This is a genomic window from Roseomonas aerilata DSM 19363 (genome assembly GCF_000711725.1).
Classification (GTDB): domain Bacteria; phylum Pseudomonadota; class Alphaproteobacteria; order Acetobacterales; family Acetobacteraceae; genus Roseomonas; species Roseomonas aerilata.
This window is the reverse complement of record NZ_JONP01000033.1, coordinates 1-20609: the sequence shown is the minus strand read 5'-3', so window position 1 is coordinate 20609 and position 20609 is coordinate 1. Positions and strand designations below refer to the sequence as shown.

Genomic DNA, 20609 nt, shown 5'->3' with positions numbered 1-20609 from the left:
GCCGAGCTCACACCAGCCCGAACATCTTGCCGGGGTTCAGCAGATGCCGGGGATCGAGCGTTGCGCGAACGCGCCGCATCAGGTCCAGCTCCACCGGGTCTTTGTAGCGCAGCAGCTCCCTAGCCTTGAGGAGCCCGATCCCGTGCTCCGCCGAGATGGAGCCGCCGAGATCCGCCACGATGTCGTGGACAATCCCGTTCATCTCCTCCCAGCGCGCGAGAAAGACCGCCTTCTCCATCCCCTCGGGTTGGCTGAGATTGTAGTGGATATTGCCATCGCCGAGATGGCCGAAGGCGCAGACATGCACGCCCGGCAGCGCCGCCGTCACCGCCGTGCCGGCGCGCTCCAGGAAGGCTGGGATGCGGGAGACGGGTACGGAGACGTCGTGCTTGATGCTGCCGCCCGCGCGCTTCTGCGCCTCGGGAATGCCCTCGCGCAGGCGCCAGAGCGTTGCAGCTCTCTCCAGGCTGTCAGCGATCGCGGCGTCCGCCACCACCTCGGCCTCGAAGGCCCTCTCCAGCACGGATTCCAGCACTGGGCGCAGAGCGCCGCTCTCGCCCGAGCCGGCGAGTTCGATGAGCGCGTACCAGGGATGGCGCTCCGCCATCGGATCTTGCCCGCCCGCGTGGCGCGTCACGATCTCCAGGGCGAAACCCGAGACGATCTCGAAGGCGGTCACCGCCTCCCCCGCCCGGTCGCGCGCCATGGAGAGAAGGGCGAGCGCGTCCGCGGGATCCCGCAGGGCGCAGAAGGCCACCTGCCGGTCCGTCAAAGGGGGAAAGAGCTTCAATACGGCTCGGGTGATGATCCCCAGCGTGCCCTCGCTGCCGATGAATAGGTGCTTCAACGCATAGCCTGTGTTGTCCTTGTGCAGGGCACGCAGGCCATTCCACACGCGGCCGTCGGCCAGCACCACCTCCAGACCCAAGGTCAGCTCGCGCGCGTTGCCGTAGCGCAGCACGTTGATGCCGCCGGCGTTGCTGGCGAGATTGCCGCCGATCTGCGCGCTGCCCTGCGCCCCGAGGGAGAGCGGAAAGAGCCGCCCCGCCGCCTCCGCCGCCGCCTGGATATTCGCGAGGATGCAGCCGGCCTGCACCGTCATAGTGAAGTTCAGCGGATCCACTTCCTCGATCCGGTTCATGCGACCGAGCGAGAGGAGGACCTCGTGCGCCGCCGAGACGGTGCCGCCGACAAGGCCAGTGTTACCCCCCTGCGGCACGATCGCGACGCCGGCCTCCGCGCATATCCGCACGGCGGTGGCCACCTCCTCCGTGGTGCCGGGGCGGAGAACAATCGGAGCCTCGCCACGGTACAGGCTGCGCTCCTCGATCAGGTAGGCGCCGCGGTCGCCCTCCTCCGTCAGCACCGCCTCCTCCGGCAGGGCGGCGCGCAGCCGCGCGGCGAGGTCGGTGGGAATGGCGCGGGCCCGGGACACCGCCGGAGCCGCGTCGGGATCAAGCCCGAGGGGAACGGGGGGGCTGCTCATGCAGCGTTCTCCAGTGCCCGCCCGACCGGGCGGAAGACGGCTCGTGCGGTTGGGTCCAACGCGGGGTCACCGGAGCCGAAGCCGCGGCACCAGGCGACCATCGCTTCCCGTGACGCCACATCGGCCACTGCGAGGCCGGCGATGCCGTGGAAGCGCTCCACCAGCGCGTCCCATGGCCAGGGTGCCTCGGGATCGCCGCGGCGAAAGCTGCGCTCCTCCACCAGGGTACGGCCGTCGCGGGTGGTCACGGTCAGGCGTGCGGGGCGCTCCTTCGGGTAGCGGGCGTTGAAGTCAGGGGGTGCCAGCACCTCGATCCGTTCCGCGAGCCCCCGCACCGACGCGTCGTCCAGCCCGGTTCGACCGAAGCCGCCGAAGGAGAGATCGCCGCCTAGCAGCGCCAAGGCGACGCAGAAGGTGGTGGAGAACTTCGCCTCCGATACGTTGACCGGCTGCCGGATGCCGGCAATGTCGAGCAGCGCCTGCGGTGCCTCCACCCGCACAGTGCCGATCTCCGCCGGATGCAGAGCGGCGCGGCGCGCCAGATCCTGCGTAGCGTCCAGTAGGCTGTGCATCTGGCCGCAGACCGGCCAGCTCTTGATCGTCGTGGTCAGGATCTGCGGCGCACCGTCCGGCACCAGAGACGCGGAAGGTTCCGGCGCGATCTTCCAGGCCGCGAGCATGCCGCGTGCCCCTTCAAGCACGCGCGGCGCGCCGGGGATTCTGGCCTCCGCCAGCAGCGCGGCGGTGAGGCCGTTCCGCACGGCGATGGCCGGATGGAGGGCCTTGGCGTCCGTCGCGCCGTCGTCCAGGAACTGCCAGAGCCCTCCCGCCTGGGTGCCGGCGTGACCAAAAGCCGAAAGCACCTCCGCCGCGTCGAGCCGCAGCAGCCGGGCGGCCGCAGCGGCGGCGCCGAAGGTTCCGGCCGTTGCCGTCATGTGGTTCGTCGCCGCGTGGGCACTTCCGAGATGGGCGCCTATCCGCAACCCGGCCTCGTAGCCCGCCACGACGGCGGCGCGCATCTCCGCCACCGTTACGCGTGGCCGCGCCTGAGCGAGCGCCATCACGGCTGGCCAAACGGTGATGCCGGGATGCATCGTCGCCGCGCGGTGCGTGTCGTCGAACTCCCAGAAATGGCTGATCGCTGCGTTGGCCGCGCCCGCCTCCGCGAGCGGCCAGGCCCGTGGATCTCCGGCCACGGCACAGCCACCCGCTCCTTCCCTTGTGCCGGGCGCGCCCAGGGCCGCGAAGCTCGCGACGTAGCGCGGGTGAAGCGGGTGGGTCGTGCCTGCGGCGAGCGCTCCCGCCCAGTCAAGCGCGAGGGCCGCAAGCATTCCGTTGACTGGTGGCGTGAGCCGGGCGGGACCCGGCCCCGACACCCAGTCCGCCAGCGGCTTCAGCGCGGGGTCGGTCACGACCGTTCCTCCTCGTCCTGCTGAACGATGCCGCGCCCGGCGACCGGAATGCGGAGGAAGGTTACGCCCCGTCCCTCGCCCCCTGGGAAACGTCCAGCCCTGATGTTCACCTGAATGGAGGGCAGCAGGAGCGTCGGCGCCGAGAGGGTCGCGTCGCGCTTGTGGCGCATCTCGACGTACTCCGCCTCGCCGCGTCCGCCGCCGACATGGATGTTGTGCGCACGCTGCTCGGCCACCGTGGCTTCCCAGGCGAATTGATCACGGCCCGGAGCCTTGTAATCGTGGCAGACGAAGATCCGCGATCCGTCCGGTAGGGCTAGCAGCCGCTGGATCGAGCGGTAGAGCTCGTGCGCGTCGCCCCCGGGGAAGTCCGCTCGCGCCGTGCCGGCATCCGGCATGAACAGCGTATCACCGACGAAGGCGGCGTTCCCGATACGGTAGGCCACGTCCGCCGGAGTGTGACCGGGCACATGCAGAACTTCCACCTCAAGATCCCCGAGCCGGAAGCGCTCGCCGTCCGCGAAAAGCCGGTCGAAGTCGGCGCCCCCCGGCCGCAGGTCGCGCGCATCGAAGACCGGACGAAAGATGTTCTGCACCTCGACGATGCGCGCCCCGATCCCGATCGGCGCGCCGGTGCGCTGCTTGACATAAGGGGCAGCGGTCAGATGATCGGCGTGGGCATGGGTCTCCAGCACCCATTCCAGTCGCAATCCTTTCTCCTCCAATACCTGCAGCACCGCGTCGGCGGAGCGCGTGTCGGCCCCACCGGCTCGATGATCCCAGTCCAGAACCGGGTCGATCACCGCCGCCGCCCCCGTTCCCGCATCCCAAACGAGGTAAGTGACGGTGTTCGTCGCGTCGTCGAAGAATGCCTGTACCTCGGGGTCAGCGGCGGCCATGGCGAGCTCCTACCCAATGTCGATGCGGACTTTCGTGCTCAGATCCACCCAGCCCTTGATCTCCTTGTCCAGGATATCGGCCAGGGCCTGGCGCGGGCCGGGCACGAAGGTGACGCCATCGGCGCGGAAACGCTCGCGCAAAGCCTCGTTGGTCAAGGCCTTGTTCAGCCCGGCGTTCAACTCCTCCAGGACCGGCACCGGCGTGGCCGCCGGCGCGAAAATCCCGTTCCAGCTGTACACGTCGAAACCCGGCAGCGTCTCCGCGATCGCCGGCAACTCGGGCAGGATCGATGCGCGCTCCGCCGAGCTGACGGCGAGCAGCTTCGCGCCCTGACCTCGCAGCACCAGCGCGTCCGAAAGCTGGGCGAAGATGCCGTGCACACGGCCCGAGAGAAGGTCTGTTCCCACCACCCCGCTGCCACGATAGGGCACCGGCGTGATCTCCGTCCCCAGCCGCAGGCCGAGCAGCTCCCCGGCGAGACGGGTCGCGGTGAGCTGGCCTGTGTTGGCGAGCAGGAACTCGCCGCGATGCGCCTTCACCCAGGTCGAGAAGGTGGCGAAGTCGTCCGCCGGGAAAGACTTCGCCACCGTAAGCACATAGGGTTGGGTCGCCAGCCGTCCGACGGGTGCCAGGAACTGCCGCGGGTCCCCGGGCAGAAGCTGAGGCTGGAAGGCCGCGGTGATGGAGGTGCCGGGCGTGGCGATGAAAAGAGTGTTCCCGTCCGGCTCCGCCCGCCCAACGGAGGCCGCGGCGATGGCGCCCGAGGCGCCGGGACGGTTGTCCACGATCACGGTCCGGCCCAGGGCGGCCGAGAGCGGCTCCACGAGCGCGCGGGCGATGATGTCCACCGCCCCTCCGGGCGCGAAGGGCACCGCCAGCAAGACCGGCCGATTGGCCAGTGCCTGGGCCCGCGCCCCGCGCGAAGCGGGAAGCGGAGCCGCCATGGCCATGGCCGCGGCCAGTAGGTGGCGCCGCGCCAGAGGCGGTCCGGGGGGAAGCGTTGAAGCGGGCACGTTGACGTCTCCTGAAACGACGATCCGTTCTGCCTGTCCGGCTCTTATCTGGATCGAGCGTGATGTCCCTACGTCATGTCATATCGTGGCGGTCAGCTCATTCAGCACCTTGAGCGATCGGCGCACCGGGCTGCGCCGACCACTCGCTCCACGAACCCGGATAGAGGGAAGCGCCACGCAACCCGGCCACCTCCATCGCCAAGAGATTGTGGCAGGCCGTCACGCCCGAGCCGCACTGGGCTACCAGTTCGGCGGCTGGGCGACCGCCGGTCAGCGCGTCGAACTCGGCGCGCAGGGCGTCGGCGGGCTTAAATCGCCCGTCCTGTGAGAGGTTGTCGCGGAAGAAGCGGTTGCGGGCACCGGGAATGTGACCGCCGATCGGGTCCAGCGTCTCGTTCTCGCCGCGGAAGCGATCGGGCGCGCGGGCATCGACCACCTGGCGGGTGCGCGGGCCGAGATCAGTCAGCACCGCGCCGTAATCCACGGTGGCGACGAGCGATGGGCGGATCCGCACCTGACCGGCGCGGCGCGGCGCTTTCTCGCCGGTTTCCATCGCCCCGCCGGCCACCGTCCAGGCGGTGGCCCCGCCGTCCAGCACCGCTGCGGCTTCGTGCCCGATCCAGCGCAGCATCCACCACAGCCGCGCCGCGTACATGCCCATCGCGTTGTCGTACGCCACCACCTGCATCCCGTCCTTGAGCCCGAGGGCCGCCATCCCTGCCGCGAAGGCCTCGCGCGAGGGCAGCGGATGGCGGCCGTTACGCCCGGACTTCTCCGCACTGAGGTTGGTTTCCAAGCCGACATGCACCGCGCCGGGAAGATGGCCTGCCGCGAAGATCCGGGCGCCGGCCGCAGGGTCTGTCAGATCCGCGCTGCAGTCGCAGACGAGAACGCGCTCGGAGTTCGCGGCGAGTAGCGCCTTCAGCGCTTCCGCATCGATCAGCGTCGTGAAAGCCATGGCACTCAGCTCTCCAGCCACCCGGCGGTGCGGGCCAGCACGCGGTCCACGCTCGCGCCGGCCTCGCCGAGATAGCCGCGCGGGTCTGTCATGCTGGTGATCTCGGCGTCGGTCGAGACCTTCGAGATCTCGGGATGCCGACGCATGGCACCGGCAAAGTCGAGCCGATTCTCGATGCCGTGCATCGAGGCCTCATAGATCCATTCGTGCGCGTTCTGCTTACCAACCTTCTCGCCCAGCTCCAGCATGACCCGCTCGGACAGCAGGTAGCCGCGCATGCGGTCCAGGTTCTCCAGCATCCGCGCCTTGTCCACGCGCAGGCCCCTGAGGAGGGACACGCATTGGAACAGCAGCGCGCCGGCCATGAGGCAGCACTCCGGCATAGCCTTCCACTCGGTCTTCCAACCAATGCCGTCGCGCTCGCTCTCCACCACCATTGCTTCCAGCATCAGCCCCGCGGAGGCGCGCAGGCCACGGGCGACGCAGGGCAGATTCTCGGCGAAGACCGGGTTGCGCTTGTGCGGCATTGTGGAGGAGCCGAGCTTGCCCTCGGTGAATCCCTCCTCCACCTCGGCGAACTCGTTGCGCTGCATGTTGAACAGCTCATTGCCTATCTTGCCGATCGTAGCTCCAATCAGGTTGAGGATGCTCGCGTACTCGGCGAGGCGGTCTCGCGCCGGCGCCCAGGAGATATCGGGCACACCGAGGCCGAGGATCGCCATCGTGCCCTCCTCCACCTGCCGGGCCTTGGGCCCCAGGGAAGCCTGCGTGCCGACCGCGCCCACGAGCTCACCCACGAAGACGCGCTTCTCCACTTCTTTCAGCCGATCGTGGTGGCGCGAGAGCTCATCCAGCCAGATGGCGCATTTGTGGCCGAACGTGATCGGCAGGGCGAGCACGCCGTGCGTGCGCCCGGCCATGACCGTGTCGCGGTGTTCGCGCGCCAGCCGCGCCAGTTCCTTGGCGGCGGCCTTGAGATCGCGCAGGTAAAGCGCGTGGGCATCGCGGATCTGCAGCACCATGCCCGTATCAAGGATGTCCTGGGTGGTCGCGCCGTAGTGGACCCACTGGCCGTTCTCGGCCGAACAGGCAGCCTGCAGCTGCTTCAGCGCGGGCACCAGGGCGTGCTTCACGCGCCGGATCTCGGCCGCCATCTTCGGAATGTCGATCGTCTCGCCCTTCGCGTGGGCCTCGATGTCGTCGGCTGCGGCTTGTGGAATGATGCCTAGCTTGGCCTGCGCCTTCGCCAGCGCCGCCTCAACCTCCATCCACTTCTGCACGCGCATCGGTTCATCGAAGATCGCCCGCGTTTCGTCGGTGCTCCAATTGTGCTGGAGCGCCTGCATGTCGAAGACCGAGATGCCCATCGCATTCCTCCCACGGATCAATAGCCGGAGCTGCATTTCATTCAACGAAACACATTTCGAATTATGAAATCGAAGCTAGTAGCTCTGATTGATGAGGTCAATCTAAGAGACTGTTGTGCACGGGTGGACGTGGCGGCTTGGCGCAGCCTATGGAATTTCGCGGCGAGGGCTCGTAGCTCTTACGGAAAGTCCAGCTTGTTGTTCCAGAACTTCAGTCGTTGTGACTGCAAGCGCAAACCAGCGCGATGACCTAGACCATATGTAACGTCGCACGACAGAAGCGTGGCGGTCTGACCGTGTGGATCACAGACGCCGCGATTGCGATCCGGCGAATCGGACTTTGCATAAGGGGACGGAGAGCTCCAGTACTCAGCCCTGGCGAGCAGTACGGTCCTGAACTTGCGGGCGGCCATAGTCAGGCTTTGCACCCGACCGATCATCTGGCTGGCTCGGCGGCCGCCTTGCTCATGATGAGTTTGGGCGTGCCGCATTACCGAAGCCTCGGTTGTCGCGCCAAGACGCAGAAAGTACTGCGGCCTCACCTCGGTCCCCACCCCTTTAACTTGATCGTCTGTAGTAAGGGGTTGATGCTATACGAGATCGCGTTGCCGTACGGCCGAACAGTTTGTCATACGCTCGACGAGGCTGACGAAGCCCTGCACCTTCGCCCCCGCGCGCCCGTGATGGGACATGAGGGTGCAAAGCCGAGGGTTGGGCCGTTACACTCATCCATAAGTGTTGCTTACTCCTGAGATCAGGTGGGATCTTGGTGGCGCCGGGGGCAAGCGGCTACGATCAGTCGGGCGTGGCGCCGGAGAGGACGACGAGGCGGCTCCACTTTGGGATTTCTACGGCCATGAACCGCGCCAGTTCCTTGGGTGAACCGGGCGAGATTGTGGCGCCGGATTCAGCGAGCCGGGCACGCACAGTCGGGTCCGCCAGAGCCTCGCGAAGCGCTGAGTTCAGCCGTTCTGTCCGTTCTGCCGGGATACCCGCTGGGCCATACAGCGCTTGCCAGGAGACGAGGTCGAAATCTGGCGCGCCCACCTCGCGGAAGCTCGGCACATCGGGCAGCAGGTCGGACCGGCCGGCGGAGGTCACACCGATTGCCCTCGCCCGCCCGTCCTTCGCCAGCGGCGCGGCCGTGACGATGTTGTCCACCACCCCGTGCACGTTCCCGGCCATCAGGTCGGACAGTGCCTGTCCGCCGCTGCGGTAGGGCACGTGCTCCATGCGAATGCCGAATACATCGCCGATCATCGCGCCACTGAGATGGTTGGAGGAGCCGACGCCCGCTGTGCCGAACAGGACGGCCCGTTGGCTCCTGCCCCAACGGATGAACTCATCGGCGTTTTGCGCCTGGACGTGATTGCCGAGCAGCAGAATGTTAGGCTGGCTGAGGATCAGCGAGATAGGCGTGAAGCTGCGCTGCGGATCGTAGGGCAGCCGCGTGCCGAAAAGCTGCTCGGCAATGGCGTGGGAACTGACCGCGCCAATCTGAATGACGTGCCCGTCCGGCGTCGCCCGGGCGACATAGTCTGAGCCGACGATGCCGCCACCCCCCGCCCGGTTTTCCACCACGACCGTGGTGCCCAGCGCCTTGCCCATCCCTGGCGCAATGAGACGTGCCAGCACGTCCGCCGAGCCGCCGGGCGCGTAGGTGACCACAAGACTAATTGGCCGACCGGGCCATGTGTCCTGGGACAGCGCCGGACGAGTGATCGCCGCGCCGGCCAGTGCCGATCCGAGCGAGCGGCGCGTGACGGGGTACCGAATGGCCTGCATATCGGGAACATCCTTCCTTTGAGCGGATGCCATGAGTCCTGGCGCAGCCTGTCCCGCCTCTGACGCGCGCCTCCGAGGGCGCGGCGCCGCCGGCGTCCGTTTTGGTGTCAGTTAATCGCGACCTCATCCCATTGCCAAGCAACAAAGGCCGCACGGTCCCCCGACTGCATCACGGGATCGCGGCGAAGCGCGATGACGAACACGTCCTTGTCTTGGATGATGGTCTCTACCAGCTCGCCCCAGGCGTTGCGGATGCGGAGGATCGGCTCTCCAGCCCTTACGACGCTGCCGGGCCGCACATTGGTCTGTGCGAAGCCACCATGGCTGCAAGTGAGATGCCCACGCTTTGTCGCGCGTAGGAGGCTTCGCGGCAGGGACGGCGCAGGGCCTTGTAGCAGGCCCATCGATACAGCAAGTCCCCGCAGCCCGGCGGTGGCAGCGGCAATGAAGGAAGCCTCGGCTCGACCGCCGCCGCCGACCTCCAGCATGAAGGCGGTGCGCCCACGCGCGAGGAGCTGGTAGTCGAGCGCGCCGGCAATGTTGCCTGGCAGCTCCGCCCCGCCCGCCGCCACCGACATGCGGCAGGAGATGGCGGGCGAGAAATGTGCTGTCAGCCGCAAAAGCTCGGCCTCGTCCACACCGCTGTCGGGGTGCAGCTTGTATACGGCATAGGGGTGGCCGTCGTAGGGCGTGCCGACCGTGTGCATGCACACTGTGACGTCCGCATGCTCTGCGACATGGGGGAAGAGCGCGGCCGCGAGACGCTGTGTCGGCAGCCCGTCGACGCGGCCGGGATAGGACTGGTCCAGGTCCTCCTCGTCCGCTGGTGTGCGCTTGCGCCGCGCATCCAGCGCGAGGGGATTGGCCGTCGTGCTCAGCACGACAGTGCCCGAGAGCGACGCCGGATCAATCGAATCTAGCAGGTCAAAGGCGGCGAGCAGCCCGTTCAGTTCGTCACCGTGAACCTGTCCGTTGATCCAAAGGCATGGTCCAGGCTGCGCCCCGCGCAGGACGGTGAGGGGGATGCCCAGCTCCGTCCCGCTCGCGCTCGTCCCGAGTGAAATCCGTGCCTTGTGGCGGCCGGGCGCGGTGTTGGCGAAAGCCGTCCGAAAATCCTGCATTGTCGCTCCTGCTTCGCCGAGGCGTGCGGAAGACGCGGGACCGCTGCCGTGCCTACATCCTGGCCAGCCCTGCCACCCCACCCATCGTCGTTGCGCAACTTATGATTTGCAAGCTCCAAGCCGGTGACAAGCGCATTCTCGACGCGGTACACATTAGAACGCCTTATGATACCGCAGTGATGCGCAACCTCGACCTCGATCTGCTCCGGAGCTTCGTCGCTGTGGCCGATGCCGGCAGCTTCGCCGCGGCGGCTACCCGGGTCCATCGGACTCAGTCCGCCGTCAGCCAGCAGATGCAGCGTCTGGAGGCGATGACGGGCCGCGCACTCTTTGGATGGGACGGCCGCCACAAGCGCCTCACCGAGGACGGGCTCCGCCTGCTCACCTACGCCCGCCGCCTCGTCACCCTCAACGACGAGGCCAACGCCGCGCTCAGTCCCGGCGGCCCGACCGAGGTGGTGCGCCTCGGTGCGAACAACGACGTGGTGGACAGCATGCTACCAGCCTTGCTCGGCCGCATCGCCCGGAGCCACCGGAGTATCCTACTGGAGATCCGCACAGGCCGAAGCCCCTTCCTGATGGAGGAGCTGGAGCGGGGCGAACTGGATCTCGCCATCACGACACGGGACCACCGCAGCTATCCGCGCCTGGTGCTGCGCCGCTCGCCCACCGTGTGGTTCTGCGGCGCGGACTTTGCGCACCGGCGCGACGCGCCGCTGCCCCTGGTCCTGTCCAACGAGCCGAGCCTGTTCCGCGGCCTGGCGATCGACGCGCTGGACCGTGCCGGATGCGCTTGGCACCTCGCTTATCTCAGTCTCAATCTCGGCGCCATCCGTGCCGCCGTCCGGGCCGGGCTGGGGGTCACGGCGCGCAATATCGAGATGCTGACGCCGGAGCTGCGGGTGCTGAGCGAGGCGGACGGGCTGCCGCCCCTGCCCAACGTCACCTTCTCCCTCTTCCTCCGCACCGGCAGCGGAGAGGCAGCGCGGCGGGTCTTCGACGGTCTGTCCGACATCGCGTTCTGAGGCGGCGGGCGGTCATCCCTCCACGCGGATGTTCCGCTGCCGGATCACCTCGCCCAGGCGCTCCGTCTCGCTGCGGATAAAGGCGCCCAGCTCGCCCGGAGAGGAGGCCTCCCCGTCGAGGCCCGCCTGGGCGAGGCGTCGTGCGCTCTCAGGCCGGGCCACGGCCTCGCGGACGGCAAGGCTGACGCGCTCGACCGCGGATGGCGGTGTGCCCGCCGGCGCCATGATGGCGCCCCACGAGGTGCTCTCGGCCCCCTGCAGACCGAACTCCGCCACGGTGGGGACGTCCGGCAGGAGCGGGTTGCGCTGGTGACCCGTGCTGGCCAGGGCACGCAGGCTTCCCTCGCGAACCGGGCCGAGGGAGGAGGCGGGCTGGTCGAGAAGGAGCTGGATGGTGCCCGCGATCAGGTCGCTCATCGCTTGCCCGCTGCCCCGGTACGGGACATGCGTCAGCTCGATCCCGGCAGCGCCGGCGAAGACCTCGGTAAAGATGTGGGTCGCCGTGCCCACGCCGCTGGAGCCGTAGGAGATCCCGCCTGGCCTTGCGCGAGCCAGGGCCAGGAACTCGGGAAGAGTCCTCGCCGGAAATCCGACGGGCACCACCACAAGGATGTCGGAGCGGAAGGCAAGCGAGACGGGCGCGAGGTCCCGACCGATGCTCACGCTCCGCATAAGGCCAAGATTGGGCGCGATGGTCATCACGCCGTTCGTGCCGAGGAGCAGCGTGTGGCCGTCGGGCGCGGCCCGTGCCACGGCTTCGGTCCCGATCGCGCCGCCCGCGCCGGCGCGGTTCTCGACCACCACGGGCTGGCCCAGGGTTTCGCCCATGCGCTCGGCAAGGATGCGGGCCCCCACGTCCGTGGAGCCGCCAGGGGCGAAAGGGACGATGAGGCGCAGCGGGCGGGAGGGCGCCCAAGGGCTCTGCGCGGGCGCAGAACCCGGCCGCGCCGTCAGGATGGCCGGGGCTGCAAGGAGGAGGGCTCTGCGTCCGTGTTCGTGCGCCATCGTTCTTTCTCTCCGTCGGTAACCGCTCCGGGTGCTTATTCCTGCTTCCCGCCGGTCCGCCTGCCAAACGTATTCTGCGCGAGAGATCGATAAGCCTCGCTGATGTGCTGGACAGACCAGGGCCGGGCTCGGTCGGGCAGAGCCCGGGCTTGTTGGCCCCGGAAGGTATCGGTCAGGAGGGAGAGGTGCTGCCGGGCATCAAATGCCCCCAGGCATTAGACCCTTTTATGTTTCCTCCTTCAGGAATGCGTTTGTCGGGTCGGCCGGCACATGCTCAACCTGAGTGGCAAGGATTCCGGGGAACGGGGATGTCTATCAAAACGGAACGTCAGGACGCGGTGGACCAGGCCATCGGTCAGGTTCGAGAACTGATCGGCGACCGCGCGCTGGACCGGGCGACGCTCGGCAGGGTGCTGGAGGTGCTGAAGGGCCTCGCCGCCCAGCCCAGGCTGTGGCCGGCCGAGGACTTCCCCTCTCCTGGCGAGGACACGCGGCAGGCCCGCTACCTGATCGCGGAGGACCCGGACCAGACCTACGCCCTTTACCTGAACACCATGCTCCCGGGCCGGAAGATCCCTCCCCACGACCACACAACGTGGGCCTGCATCGCGGGCGTCGAGGGCGAGGAGCACAACACGGTCTGGCACCGCACGGACGACGGCAGCCTTCCCGGCCATGCGGAGCTGGAGAGTAAGGAGATGATCGTGGTGAAGGCCGGCAGCGGGATCGCGCTGATGCCGGACGACATCCACTCCGTCGACATCGTCGGCGACCGCCCCATCCGCCACCTTCACCTCTACGGCCGCGCGCTGGAGGTGCTGAGCGAGCGCGTCACGTACGACGTGGCGGCAAAGACCGTGAAGCCCATGCCAATCGGCGTGCAGACGAAGCGCTGAGGTGAGCGGAGCGATGCGACCGGTGGACGCCCCCACGCTCAAGGCGTGGCTGCACGACGGCGCCGAGATCGCGCTGCTAGACGTGCGGGAGCACGGGCAATTCGGGGAGGCGCACCCCTTCTACGCCGTCCCCCTGCCCTACTCCCGCCTGGAGCTGGAGATCGGCCGGCTGGTGCCGCGCCGGGCCACGCGCATCGTCCTGCTCGACCAAGGGGACGGCGTCGCGCTGCGGGCCGCGGCACGGCTCGAGGCGATGGGGTACGACTCCGTCCATGCGCTGGAAGGCGGCGCGACCGCCTGGAAGGCGGCGGGCTACGAGCTCTTCGCCGGGGTGAACCTGCCGAGCAAGTCCTTCGGCGAAATGGTGGAGCATGTCTACGGCACGCCTCACATCACCGCGCCGGAGTTGGCGGCACGGCAGGCGCGCGGGGACAAGCTCGTCGTGCTGGATGGCCGCCCGGTCGACGAGTACCGGAAGATGACCATCCCCGGCAGCATCTGCTGCCCGAATGGCGAGCTGGCGCTGCGGATCGCCGCCTTGGCATCCCATCCGGAGACGACGATCGTGGTGAACTGCGCGGGCCGCACGCGCAGCATCATCGGCGCGCAGACCCTCCGCCATTTCGGCGTGCCCAACCCGGTTCTGGCCCTGGAGAACGGGACCCAGGGCTGGTTCCTCGCCGATCTTCCCCTCGACCACGGCGCGGACCGGCTCTATCCCGCGCCGGCCGGGGACATGGTGGAGGCGCGGTCCCGGGCGGAGGCGCATGCTGCGCGCGCCGAGGTCGGGTGGGCGGACGCCAGGACGCTCACGGCCTGGATGGGCGATCCGGCCCGCAGCACCTTCCTCTGCGACGTACGGACGCCCGAGGAGTTCGCCGCCGGTTCCTTGCCCGGTGCGCAGTCCGCACCGGGTGGCCAGCTTCTGCAGGCGACCGATCAGTATGTCGGAGTGCGCGGCGCCCGCCTTGTTCTCTTCGACAGCGAGGGCGTGCGCGCGCTCATGGTGGCGGCGTGGCTGCGCCAGATGGGGTGGGATGCCTTCGTGCTCACCGAAGGACTCGCGGCCAGCCTGCCCCTTCCACCCCCCACCGCGAAGCCGGCGCTGCCCAGCCTTGCCCTGGCCGCCGCTGCGGAGCTGCCCGGGCTGATGGCGGCCGGCGCCGCCCTGCTCGACCTGCGCTCCTCCATGGCCTACCGGGCCGGGCACCTGGCCGGGGCACGCTGGGCCATCCGCCCGCGGCTGGACAGGGTCTCGGCGCCGTCCGGAGCGCTCGTGCTGATCGCGGCGGAGGGAGACCTGGCGCGACTGGCGGCGCTAGACCTCGCGGAGCGCGGCATCGTCGCGACGCACTGGCACCGGGGCGATCCTGCCTCGTGGCGAGCCGCCGGGCTCGCGGTCGAGGCGACGCCGCACGACCCGCGCGACGCGGACTGCATCGACTTCCTCTTCTTCGTCCACGACCGGCACGACGGCAACAAGGCAGCCGCACGGCAGTACCTGGCCTGGGAGATGGGCCTGATCGAGAAGCTCGACGGGGCAGAGCGCGCCGCCTGGCGCTTCCTGCCGCCCGGTTGAGGCGGCGGAAGACGGGGAAACCTCCGTAAGGGAGAAGGGGATCATGCGGTCAACGAGAAGGAGCTTGCTCAGAGCCGGTATCGGCACGGCCTTCCTTGCTACGGCGCGACCCGCCCTCGCTGCCTGGCCGGAACGCCCGATGCGCTTCGTCGTCCCTCTGGCGGCCGGCGGCAGCGTGGATCTCCTCACACGGCAGGTGGCGGAGCGCTTGCAGCACCGCCTCGGTGCCCCGGTCGTCGTGGAGAACCGGGGCGGGGCCGCGGGCAACATCGGGATAGACCTCGTCGCCCGCGCGGCACCGGACGGCTACACGGCGCTGGTCGCCTCCGACGCGCTGACCGTGAACCCCACGCTCCAGCCCGTTACCTGGGACGCTACGCGCAGCTTCGTGCCGTCCGTCCTTCTGTGCCGTGCGCCGCAGGTGCTTCTGGCGCATCCGTCCCTGGGCGTCCGCGACCTCGGAGGGCTCCTGACGGAGGCGGAGAAGCGGAAGGGGCGACTCAACATCGCCTCACCCGGCAATGCCAGCAGCGGGCATCTCGCGGGGGCGCTGATGCAGGTGATGACGCACGGGCGCTGGACGCACGTGCCCTATCGTGGCGGCGGTCCCGCCGTGTCGGACGCGCTAGCGGGGCATGTGGACGCCATCTGGGTCACCGCCGCGCCCGTGGTGCCGCATATCCGTAGCGGCGCCCTGGTTCCGCTGGCCGTCAGCACGAAGGAGCGGGCGCGCGGATTGTGTTGCAAACTTTGCAGCGGGCCGCAGGTAGCCTGGGTAGCAAGCGGATCAGGCAGCAATCTGGAACAGCTCGGCGACGAAGGTGGCTTGGGCCCGCATGTCGCGCCCATCAATCCTCCGAAGCTGCCCCTTTCTCACCATCGCCATCACCTCGTAGCCCGCCAGTGTTCGTCGTGCCGTATGGAAACCGCCGAAGCCGAGCCCTGGTCTGACCAGGCGTTTCATGCGCCGGTGGTCTTGTTCCACGATGTTATTGAGAAACTTGCATTGCCGCAGGCGGGCGAAGCCCCATAGCTCACCGTCCTCCTTCAGCTGCTCGATGGCACACGGGTAGGCCGGGTTCTTGTCCACAATAATGGTGCGCGGGTTCACCGTATGCGGCTGCCCGAGGGCCTTGCGGAAGAAACGCTTCGCGGCCGCCGCGTCCCTCTTGACCGAGAGCAGGGAGTCGATCGTTCGGCCACAGCTGTCGACCGCGCGGTATAGGTACATCCAACGGCCCTTCACCCGCACGTAGGTCTCGTCGACCCTCCACGAGCCGTTTGAGGCACGCAGATGCGGCTGGATCCGCTTCTCAATCTCCGGCGCGTAGGTCTGCACCCAGCGAAAGAGGGTGGTGTGGGCGATCGCGACACCGCGGTCCTGAAGCATCAGTTCGAGATCGCGGTAGCTGATCGGGAACATCAGGTACCACCGGACTGCCCAGAGGATCACCTCGGCGGTGAACTGCCGACCTTTGAAGGACTGATCCTGCCTCACCGAGGCCACTCTCCACCGTCTCGACATGCTCTGGTTTGTACCCAGCCACTGGGGCGCCGCAAGGCCGCAACAGAACCACCCCGAGCGCATCCGGAGCTGAGGCTCACCTGCTCGAGCTTCTTCAGGGTCTGGCCGCCTGGCCGGTCGCACTGGCCCTCTCGCGCTCGGCCGTCGCTTACCCGCTGGTCAACGCCGCTCACATCCTTGCCCTTGCCCTGCTCTTCGGCGGCATCGCGGTCCTGGATCTGCGGATCCTTGGCTTGTTCCGCGGCAGCCCGCTGGGCGCGATCGCAGGACCCTCCATGCGGGTCGCCGCCGGCGGCTTTGTGCTTGCGGCGGCCACTGGCTTCCTGCTCTTCAGCACCCGGCCGCTCACCTATGCTGAAAACCCAGCCTTTCTCTTGAAACTCGGGCTGATCGGGCTTGCCCTGCTGAACGTTGCCGTCGTCCACGCCAATCCCGGATGGCAGGTCGCGCTCACCGGCGGGGCGGTGCATGGCTCTTTGCGTGCCTCAGCGGCTGTTTCGCTCCTCATATGGGCCGCCGTGGTGCTGGCCGGCCGCTGGATTGGCTTTCTTCAGTAAGGCCACCCGAAGAGGCGAGTAGGACGGTCACCAAGTGCCCCATCTACGATGGCTGCGCCGTCGGACGGTTCGTGAAACGTGCGTTGCCAAGGCCTGTGCGGATGGTCAGCACGCCCCAATGCTTCACGCCCCGCGCGGCGCTGGAGGGCGGAGTGGTGGTGGCGATCTACGGCATGCGTTCAGGCGCGACGGTGACGCTGTCGCTGCTGTGGCGGCTGGCCTGGACGGCGGTGGGCACGTCGGGATGGACCTGCTGGGACGCACCTTCGCGGACAGTGCCGTTTCCCACTTGCCGGTGCTCAAGCAGCTCGCAAACGCCTTGGCGAGCCCAGGCCTTACCGCTCTCCGCCTGGAGCGCCTTGCCGGGGTTGCCGCCGTGCGTGCTCGCCCATCGAGCCTCCGCGCAGCAGGCCTCTGAAGGTAGAAGATCCTTCCGACACGGGCAGTTCACCGAAGGGCAGGAACAGGTGGACTGGCGCGAGCGCCGACCAGCACCTCACCCGTCTCCGGTGGTTTGTCGGTGAGAGCCTCGGTGAGCGAGACGTCACAACTCTGCATGAGGAGGGCGGCCTAGCCCTGGAGCAGCTCCGCTTCCCCGGTGTAAGCGCTCCGGCGGGGAAGAAGCGCGTACCCGCTGCGGTACGACGGTTCAGACCAGAAGCTGGTTGAGGGTGACCTTGATGATCACCGTCCCCGCTCCGCTGGTCTGAGAAGAGGAAGCCGCGCAATAGCTTTCCTCACCGGGTCCGATCCAGTCACCGGCACCGGAGTTTGCAACGATGCCCTACGCCGACACCGTCCCTCCTGCTCGCCTGCCCAAGCTCGAGGACAAGCGCTTGGGCGCTACCCCGCCCGATCCGCACGGTCGCCGCCCATGGTGGCGCCGAGCTCTGCGTGTCCTTCGGCATCTTGTCCGGATCGACGCTCGATGAGCGAGGCGCGCCCCCTTGCCGAAGTCAGCCGGCCTTGCTCTTGGCTGCCTTGCGCCTGGCCTTCTTGGCGCCCGCGAAGGCTGCCTCCTTGAGGGAGGGGCTGGCCTTGAACTTGACCGTAGCGCCGGCCTTGACCTGCACCTTCTCGCCCGTGCGTGGGTTGAGTGCCGAGCGCTTGGCAGTCTCGCGAACTGTGAAGGTGCCGAAGTCTGGCAGCGAGAAGCGGCCGGTCTCAATGATCTCCTCCTTGATGGCGGCGATTAGGTCGGCCGCGAGCTGCCCGGAGGCAACGCCCGTCATCTCGGTGGATTGCTGAATGATGTCGGTGAGGAACTTCTTCGACAAAGGCGAATTTCAATGGGTTGGACGGACCTACACCTGAAGGAGGTGCTGTCCACACCTACATCACGACAAACAGAGAGGGTAGATGGCTCGCACTGAGCTGAGCGCTCGTTCGCTACCCTGCATGTCCATGCTGGACAAGGAAGCGGCCAGAATGCCTCCTCTAAAGGGAGGCGTCCTTCGCGAACTCACTGCCGGCGGCGCGGAAAGCAGCGAGGATCGCCTTTAAGGTTCGTGGATGCGGATTCCCCATCCGCATCTCAAAACGGTCGATGGTGCCCTTCCCAACCTGGGCGTACCGCGCGAGATCCTCCGTGCTCCATTGCAACATCTCCCGTACCGCGCGGCACCGCTCCGGCGTCAGCAGCCTCTCGTCACGGCTAGTCCCTCCCATTTGGACCCGGCTGGAAGCGCCACCGTCGGGCTCCAGAGCGGCCCTGACGCCGAGGCCAAGCTCCGTCAGACGCCAACTTTCTCCGGAGGTGTTGGCATCACGCTCAGCCAAGCCGATGGCGAGAAGGGCGTGAAGGACATTAACGGGTGGACGTGGCTTGGTATTGAACACCAGGCAGCTTGTCCCGTCCGATGGCATCCAACGAGCGGCACGCCGCTGCCCAGGCGTAAGCAACTGGACGGCTTGCGCGACTTGTTGGTTCCACTGCAAGGAATTCATGGGCCCTTCAGAAGCCGCACCTCAGCATCCCTTCCATGCTTAGAGAGGACGATTCAAGCCGACAGTATCGACAGGCAGCGCCACCTCGCAAGTCCGGACCACCATGATTATCTACCGTGACTGACCCTTGGCGAAACAGTGCGGCGGAAGCATAACTGTTCTTTATTGGCTCACACGTTTTAGTTTCGCCAGCCGCAGTGAGGCATCAAATTGCCCCTTTGCCTCTCCTATCGGCGACGAGGCCATCGTGTTTGGCAAACATGCCGCCTAACCTGTTCTCCTGAAGCAGGGGGTGCCCAAAGGTTCGATCCCCACCTTGGCGATCCAGCGGCGAGCGCCGTCGTTCAGCGCGGACGCTGACAGGGTCAGCGGCCCACCGATGGCCTCTGTTCGACAGGGAGCATTGCAGGTGTCATGCGCGACCAATCATTGACAGGTAAACTGCGTCCGAGATGCAGGACTTGATCAGCCCCTCGGCGGCCGCAGATCGCAGATCTTCCCGCACGCGACCGGCCACGATCAACTTCTCCGCGTGCTGTTGCCACGTCTCGGCACGTGTTGCCGAGAGGCCCCGCACCGCATCGAGCGCGTTGTCCAGAAGCGCCGTAAACTCGTCCTTGCTGAGTTCGGGATCCGCTTCGCGTATCCTGTCCAAGGCATCGTCGAAGTGGTCGGAGAGGGTGGTTATCCTGTCAGCAGCCTTGAGCATCGGTTGTGTCCGTTGCGAGAGGTTGTGCCAGGGGCGCTGTGGCCACAGCTACCTGCAGCTACCCTGCTTAATCCGGTACAATCTGAGTAAGAGGCGATCAGAACAGGGCAGCTTCAGTCCGCAGCTGTCGCTGGCCTCATTGTTAAGCGGCGCAGCACTAATTGCAGGCGGTGCGAAGGCCCAGGCCGTAGGCTGTGCCCCCTAGCTCGATGTGATCGAAAAGGGTGTTCACCATCGTCAAACGCCAACACGTCTATGACGAGCGCAACGCACTGGCGCAGTATCTTGAGCACAGCTTTCTCCTTGCGTGGAAAGTATGGCGGCTAACACAATCAGGCTCGCTTCCTGATCGGCGTGAGCGGGTGTCGTCTGCTTGGTCAGTGGGTGTGGCTGCTAGCGTGTGCCTTCCTTAAGTTGAGCTTTTTTGCCAACGCATCTGCGGCTTCGCCCATGACGGCTTGTATCTCGCGCACCAGAGCGGTGCCTTTAACGGTGCGCTGCACAAGCACGGAGCGGCGATCCTGCGGGTCGGTCCTGCGGTGGGTGAGCTCGAACTTGCTCATGCGATCCAGCCCGCGGGTGACCGAAGCCTTGGGGACGTTCAGCGCCGAGGCCAGGCCGCGCACGGTGTGTGGGCCCTCGCCGAGATAGACGATCAGGAAGATGCTGAGCTGGCGTGCGGTGAGGTCAGGCCCGTCGCGACGAACGAGGGAGACGACGGTTTCCCGTAGGACCTCGATGAGCTCGTCGGGCGCGCTTTGCATGGTCATCAATCTCCTGTCCCGAGGCGCAGCAAGGGGCCGGGTGGCCAGACACCCGGCCCTTGTTGCATCACTTGCCGGTGACGCGGTGTTGCTTGTCCGGATCTCGGCTCAGACGAGCGGCTTCGTGGTCTTGCGCTGGCGGATGAGACCCATGCCGAGGAGGCCGATGCCGAAGAGGGCCAGCGAGGCGGGCTCGGGGACGGCGACGATCTGTGCGTCGGCGTTGAGGGTGGCGCCGGCGGCCGTGAAGGTCGCGGTGATGACGACGGTCTCGGAGAAGAGCGAGTTGTTGAGGGTGGGGTTGGAGAGCAGGGCGCCGGAGGCGTTGGTGGGGCCGCTGCTGTAGGAGACGGAGGAGAGGAGCTGGCTGCGGCCGAAGGCGGTGTTGTTGGCGTCGGCGTAGGTGGAGAGGGTGACGTTGGAGATGGCCGAGCCGTTGATGAGGAAGTTGGCGGTGAAGCTGGAGGCCAGCGCCGCGAGCGGGGCGCCGGCGGAGGCGCTGGTCAGGCCGGTCTGGGTGACCTCGAAGGTGACGGTGTGGGCGGTGGCGAAGTTGCCCA

The 20609-nt window shown here is 67.5% G+C and carries 19 protein-coding genes and 1 pseudogene; 5 read left to right on the top strand and 15 right to left on the bottom strand.

The annotated features are described in order from the left end of the window. Nucleotides 1-7: 7 nt before the first annotated feature. The 8 genes from BO39_RS23825 to BO39_RS23790 all read right to left on the bottom strand — a co-directional run bounded on the left by BO39_RS23825 (nucleotide 8) and on the right by BO39_RS23790 (nucleotide 10042). Complete coding sequence (locus BO39_RS23825) at nucleotides 8-1486, bottom strand: FAD-binding oxidoreductase (RefSeq protein ID WP_084698432.1); 1479 nt, start codon at nucleotides 1484-1486, stop codon at nucleotides 8-10. Further along, nucleotides 1483-2898 (bottom strand): MmgE/PrpD family protein, encoded by a 1416-nt coding sequence (locus tag BO39_RS23820; RefSeq protein ID WP_052402536.1) that lies wholly within the window; start codon nucleotides 2896-2898, stop codon nucleotides 1483-1485. The genes BO39_RS23825 and BO39_RS23820 overlap by 4 nt, the downstream gene beginning before the upstream one ends. Beyond that, on the bottom strand, nucleotides 2895-3797 hold the full coding sequence (locus tag BO39_RS23815; protein ID WP_052402535.1) for an MBL fold metallo-hydrolase: 903 nt from the start codon (nucleotides 3795-3797) through the stop codon (nucleotides 2895-2897). Before BO39_RS23815 ends, BO39_RS23820 begins: the two co-directional genes overlap by 4 nt. Nucleotides 3798-3806: 9 nt before the next feature. Continuing rightward, nucleotides 3807-4811, bottom strand: coding sequence for a Bug family tripartite tricarboxylate transporter substrate binding protein (locus BO39_RS23810; protein ID WP_156963857.1), 1005 nt, complete (start codon nucleotides 4809-4811; stop codon nucleotides 3807-3809). A 97-nt stretch (nucleotides 4812-4908) separates the two neighbouring features. After that, a complete protein-coding gene (locus BO39_RS23805; RefSeq protein ID WP_043838308.1) occupies nucleotides 4909-5769 on the bottom strand; it encodes a sulfurtransferase in 861 nt (286 codons plus the stop codon). Nucleotides 5770-5774: 5 nt separating this feature from the next. Next, complete coding sequence (purB, locus tag BO39_RS23800; protein WP_043838307.1) at nucleotides 5775-7136, bottom strand: adenylosuccinate lyase; 1362 nt, start codon at nucleotides 7134-7136, stop codon at nucleotides 5775-5777. 795 nt (nucleotides 7137-7931) lie between these two features. Further along, the gene (locus BO39_RS23795) at nucleotides 7932-8954 is read right to left on the bottom strand and encodes a Bug family tripartite tricarboxylate transporter substrate binding protein (protein ID WP_084698431.1); all 1023 of its coding nucleotides are present in this window, start codon (nucleotides 8952-8954) and stop codon (nucleotides 7932-7934) included. Nucleotides 8955-9028: 74 nt separating this feature from the next. Continuing rightward, nucleotides 9029-10042, bottom strand: a complete 1014-nt coding sequence (locus BO39_RS23790) for a M14 family metallopeptidase (protein WP_052402532.1) — start codon at nucleotides 10040-10042, stop codon at nucleotides 9029-9031. A gap of 179 nt (nucleotides 10043-10221) precedes the next feature. Here BO39_RS23790 and BO39_RS23785 point away from each other — a divergent pair, with 179 nt between their 5' ends. Continuing rightward, complete coding sequence (locus tag BO39_RS23785; RefSeq protein WP_043838303.1) at nucleotides 10222-11067, top strand: LysR substrate-binding domain-containing protein; 846 nt, start codon at nucleotides 10222-10224, stop codon at nucleotides 11065-11067. Nucleotides 11068-11079: 12 nt separating this feature from the next. On the opposite strand, the gene BO39_RS23780 is transcribed toward BO39_RS23785, so the two are convergent. After that, nucleotides 11080-12072 carry a Bug family tripartite tricarboxylate transporter substrate binding protein gene (locus tag BO39_RS23780; protein WP_043838300.1) on the bottom strand — a complete coding sequence of 331 codons (993 nt, stop codon included), beginning with the start codon at nucleotides 12070-12072 and terminating at the stop codon, nucleotides 11080-11082. A gap of 308 nt (nucleotides 12073-12380) precedes the next feature. On the opposite strand from BO39_RS23780, the gene BO39_RS23775 reads away from it, so the two are divergent. The 3 genes and pseudogenes from BO39_RS23775 to BO39_RS35345 all read left to right on the top strand — a co-directional run. Beyond that, complete coding sequence (locus BO39_RS23775) at nucleotides 12381-12968, top strand: cysteine dioxygenase family protein (RefSeq protein ID WP_043838298.1); 588 nt, start codon at nucleotides 12381-12383, stop codon at nucleotides 12966-12968. A gap of 1 nt (nucleotide 12969) precedes the next feature. Further along, complete coding sequence (locus tag BO39_RS23770; protein WP_211257543.1) at nucleotides 12970-14547, top strand: rhodanese-like domain-containing protein; 1578 nt, start codon at nucleotides 12970-12972, stop codon at nucleotides 14545-14547. A gap of 43 nt (nucleotides 14548-14590) precedes the next feature. Further along, nucleotides 14591-15265: pseudogene (locus BO39_RS35345) on the top strand (Bug family tripartite tricarboxylate transporter substrate binding protein); the annotation flags it as partial. A gap of 69 nt (nucleotides 15266-15334) precedes the next feature. Here the strand turns inward: BO39_RS35345 and BO39_RS23765 are convergent. Next, nucleotides 15335-16045 carry an IS6 family transposase gene (locus BO39_RS23765; protein WP_043838296.1) on the bottom strand — a complete coding sequence of 237 codons (711 nt, stop codon included), beginning with the start codon at nucleotides 16043-16045 and terminating at the stop codon, nucleotides 15335-15337. Between the two features lie 302 nt (nucleotides 16046-16347). Between BO39_RS23765 and BO39_RS34565 the strand changes: the two genes are divergently transcribed. Then, complete coding sequence (locus tag BO39_RS34565; protein WP_245615358.1) at nucleotides 16348-16629, top strand: hypothetical protein; 282 nt, start codon at nucleotides 16348-16350, stop codon at nucleotides 16627-16629. A 956-nt stretch (nucleotides 16630-17585) separates the two neighbouring features. On the opposite strand, the gene BO39_RS23755 is transcribed toward BO39_RS34565, so the two are convergent. The 5 genes from BO39_RS23755 to BO39_RS23735 all read right to left on the bottom strand — a co-directional run. Further along, the gene (locus BO39_RS23755) at nucleotides 17586-17906 is read right to left on the bottom strand and encodes an HU family DNA-binding protein (RefSeq protein WP_043838294.1); all 321 of its coding nucleotides are present in this window, start codon (nucleotides 17904-17906) and stop codon (nucleotides 17586-17588) included. Nucleotides 17907-18066: 160 nt separating this feature from the next. After that, nucleotides 18067-18468 (bottom strand): helix-turn-helix domain-containing protein, encoded by a 402-nt coding sequence (locus BO39_RS32855; protein WP_156963856.1) that lies wholly within the window; start codon nucleotides 18466-18468, stop codon nucleotides 18067-18069. Between the two features lie 520 nt (nucleotides 18469-18988). Next, nucleotides 18989-19285: a hypothetical protein gene (locus BO39_RS23745; RefSeq protein ID WP_043838290.1), complete on the bottom strand. Its 297-nt coding sequence runs from the start codon at nucleotides 19283-19285 to the stop codon at nucleotides 18989-18991. A 377-nt stretch (nucleotides 19286-19662) separates the two neighbouring features. Further along, nucleotides 19663-20055, bottom strand: a complete 393-nt coding sequence (locus tag BO39_RS23740; RefSeq protein ID WP_043838286.1) for a MarR family transcriptional regulator — start codon at nucleotides 20053-20055, stop codon at nucleotides 19663-19665. Nucleotides 20056-20157: 102 nt separating this feature from the next. After that, on the bottom strand, nucleotides 20158-20609 hold a 452-nt coding region (locus BO39_RS23735; protein WP_043838284.1), incomplete at its 5' end, for a PEP-CTERM sorting domain-containing protein.

Bases quoted from the DNA above. Each gene is read 5' to 3' on its own strand.
- BO39_RS23825 (WP_084698432.1), bottom strand. From the start codon at position 1,486: ATGAGCAGCCCCCCCGTTCCCCTCGGGCTTGATCCCGACGCGGCTCCG.
- BO39_RS23815 (WP_052402535.1), bottom strand. From the start codon at position 3,797: ATGGCCGCCGCTGACCCCGAGGTACAGGCATTCTTCGACGACGCGACG.
- BO39_RS23805 (WP_043838308.1), bottom strand. From the start codon at position 5,769: ATGGCTTTCACGACGCTGATCGATGCGGAAGCGCTGAAGGCGCTACTC.
- purB (WP_043838307.1), bottom strand. From the start codon at position 7,136: ATGGGCATCTCGGTCTTCGACATGCAGGCGCTCCAGCACAATTGGAGC.
- BO39_RS23795 (WP_084698431.1), bottom strand. From the start codon at position 8,954: ATGGCATCCGCTCAAAGGAAGGATGTTCCCGATATGCAGGCCATTCGG.
- BO39_RS23790 (WP_052402532.1), bottom strand. From the start codon at position 10,042: ATGCAGGATTTTCGGACGGCTTTCGCCAACACCGCGCCCGGCCGCCAC.
- BO39_RS23785 (WP_043838303.1), top strand. From the start codon at position 10,222: ATGCGCAACCTCGACCTCGATCTGCTCCGGAGCTTCGTCGCTGTGGCC.
- BO39_RS23780 (WP_043838300.1), bottom strand. From the start codon at position 12,072: ATGGCGCACGAACACGGACGCAGAGCCCTCCTCCTTGCAGCCCCGGCC.
- BO39_RS23775 (WP_043838298.1), top strand. From the start codon at position 12,381: ATGTCTATCAAAACGGAACGTCAGGACGCGGTGGACCAGGCCATCGGT.
- BO39_RS34565 (WP_245615358.1), top strand. From the start codon at position 16,348: ATGCGGGTCGCCGCCGGCGGCTTTGTGCTTGCGGCGGCCACTGGCTTC.
- BO39_RS23745 (WP_043838290.1), bottom strand. From the start codon at position 19,285: ATGCTCAAGGCTGCTGACAGGATAACCACCCTCTCCGACCACTTCGAC.
- BO39_RS23740 (WP_043838286.1), bottom strand. From the start codon at position 20,055: ATGACCATGCAAAGCGCGCCCGACGAGCTCATCGAGGTCCTACGGGAA.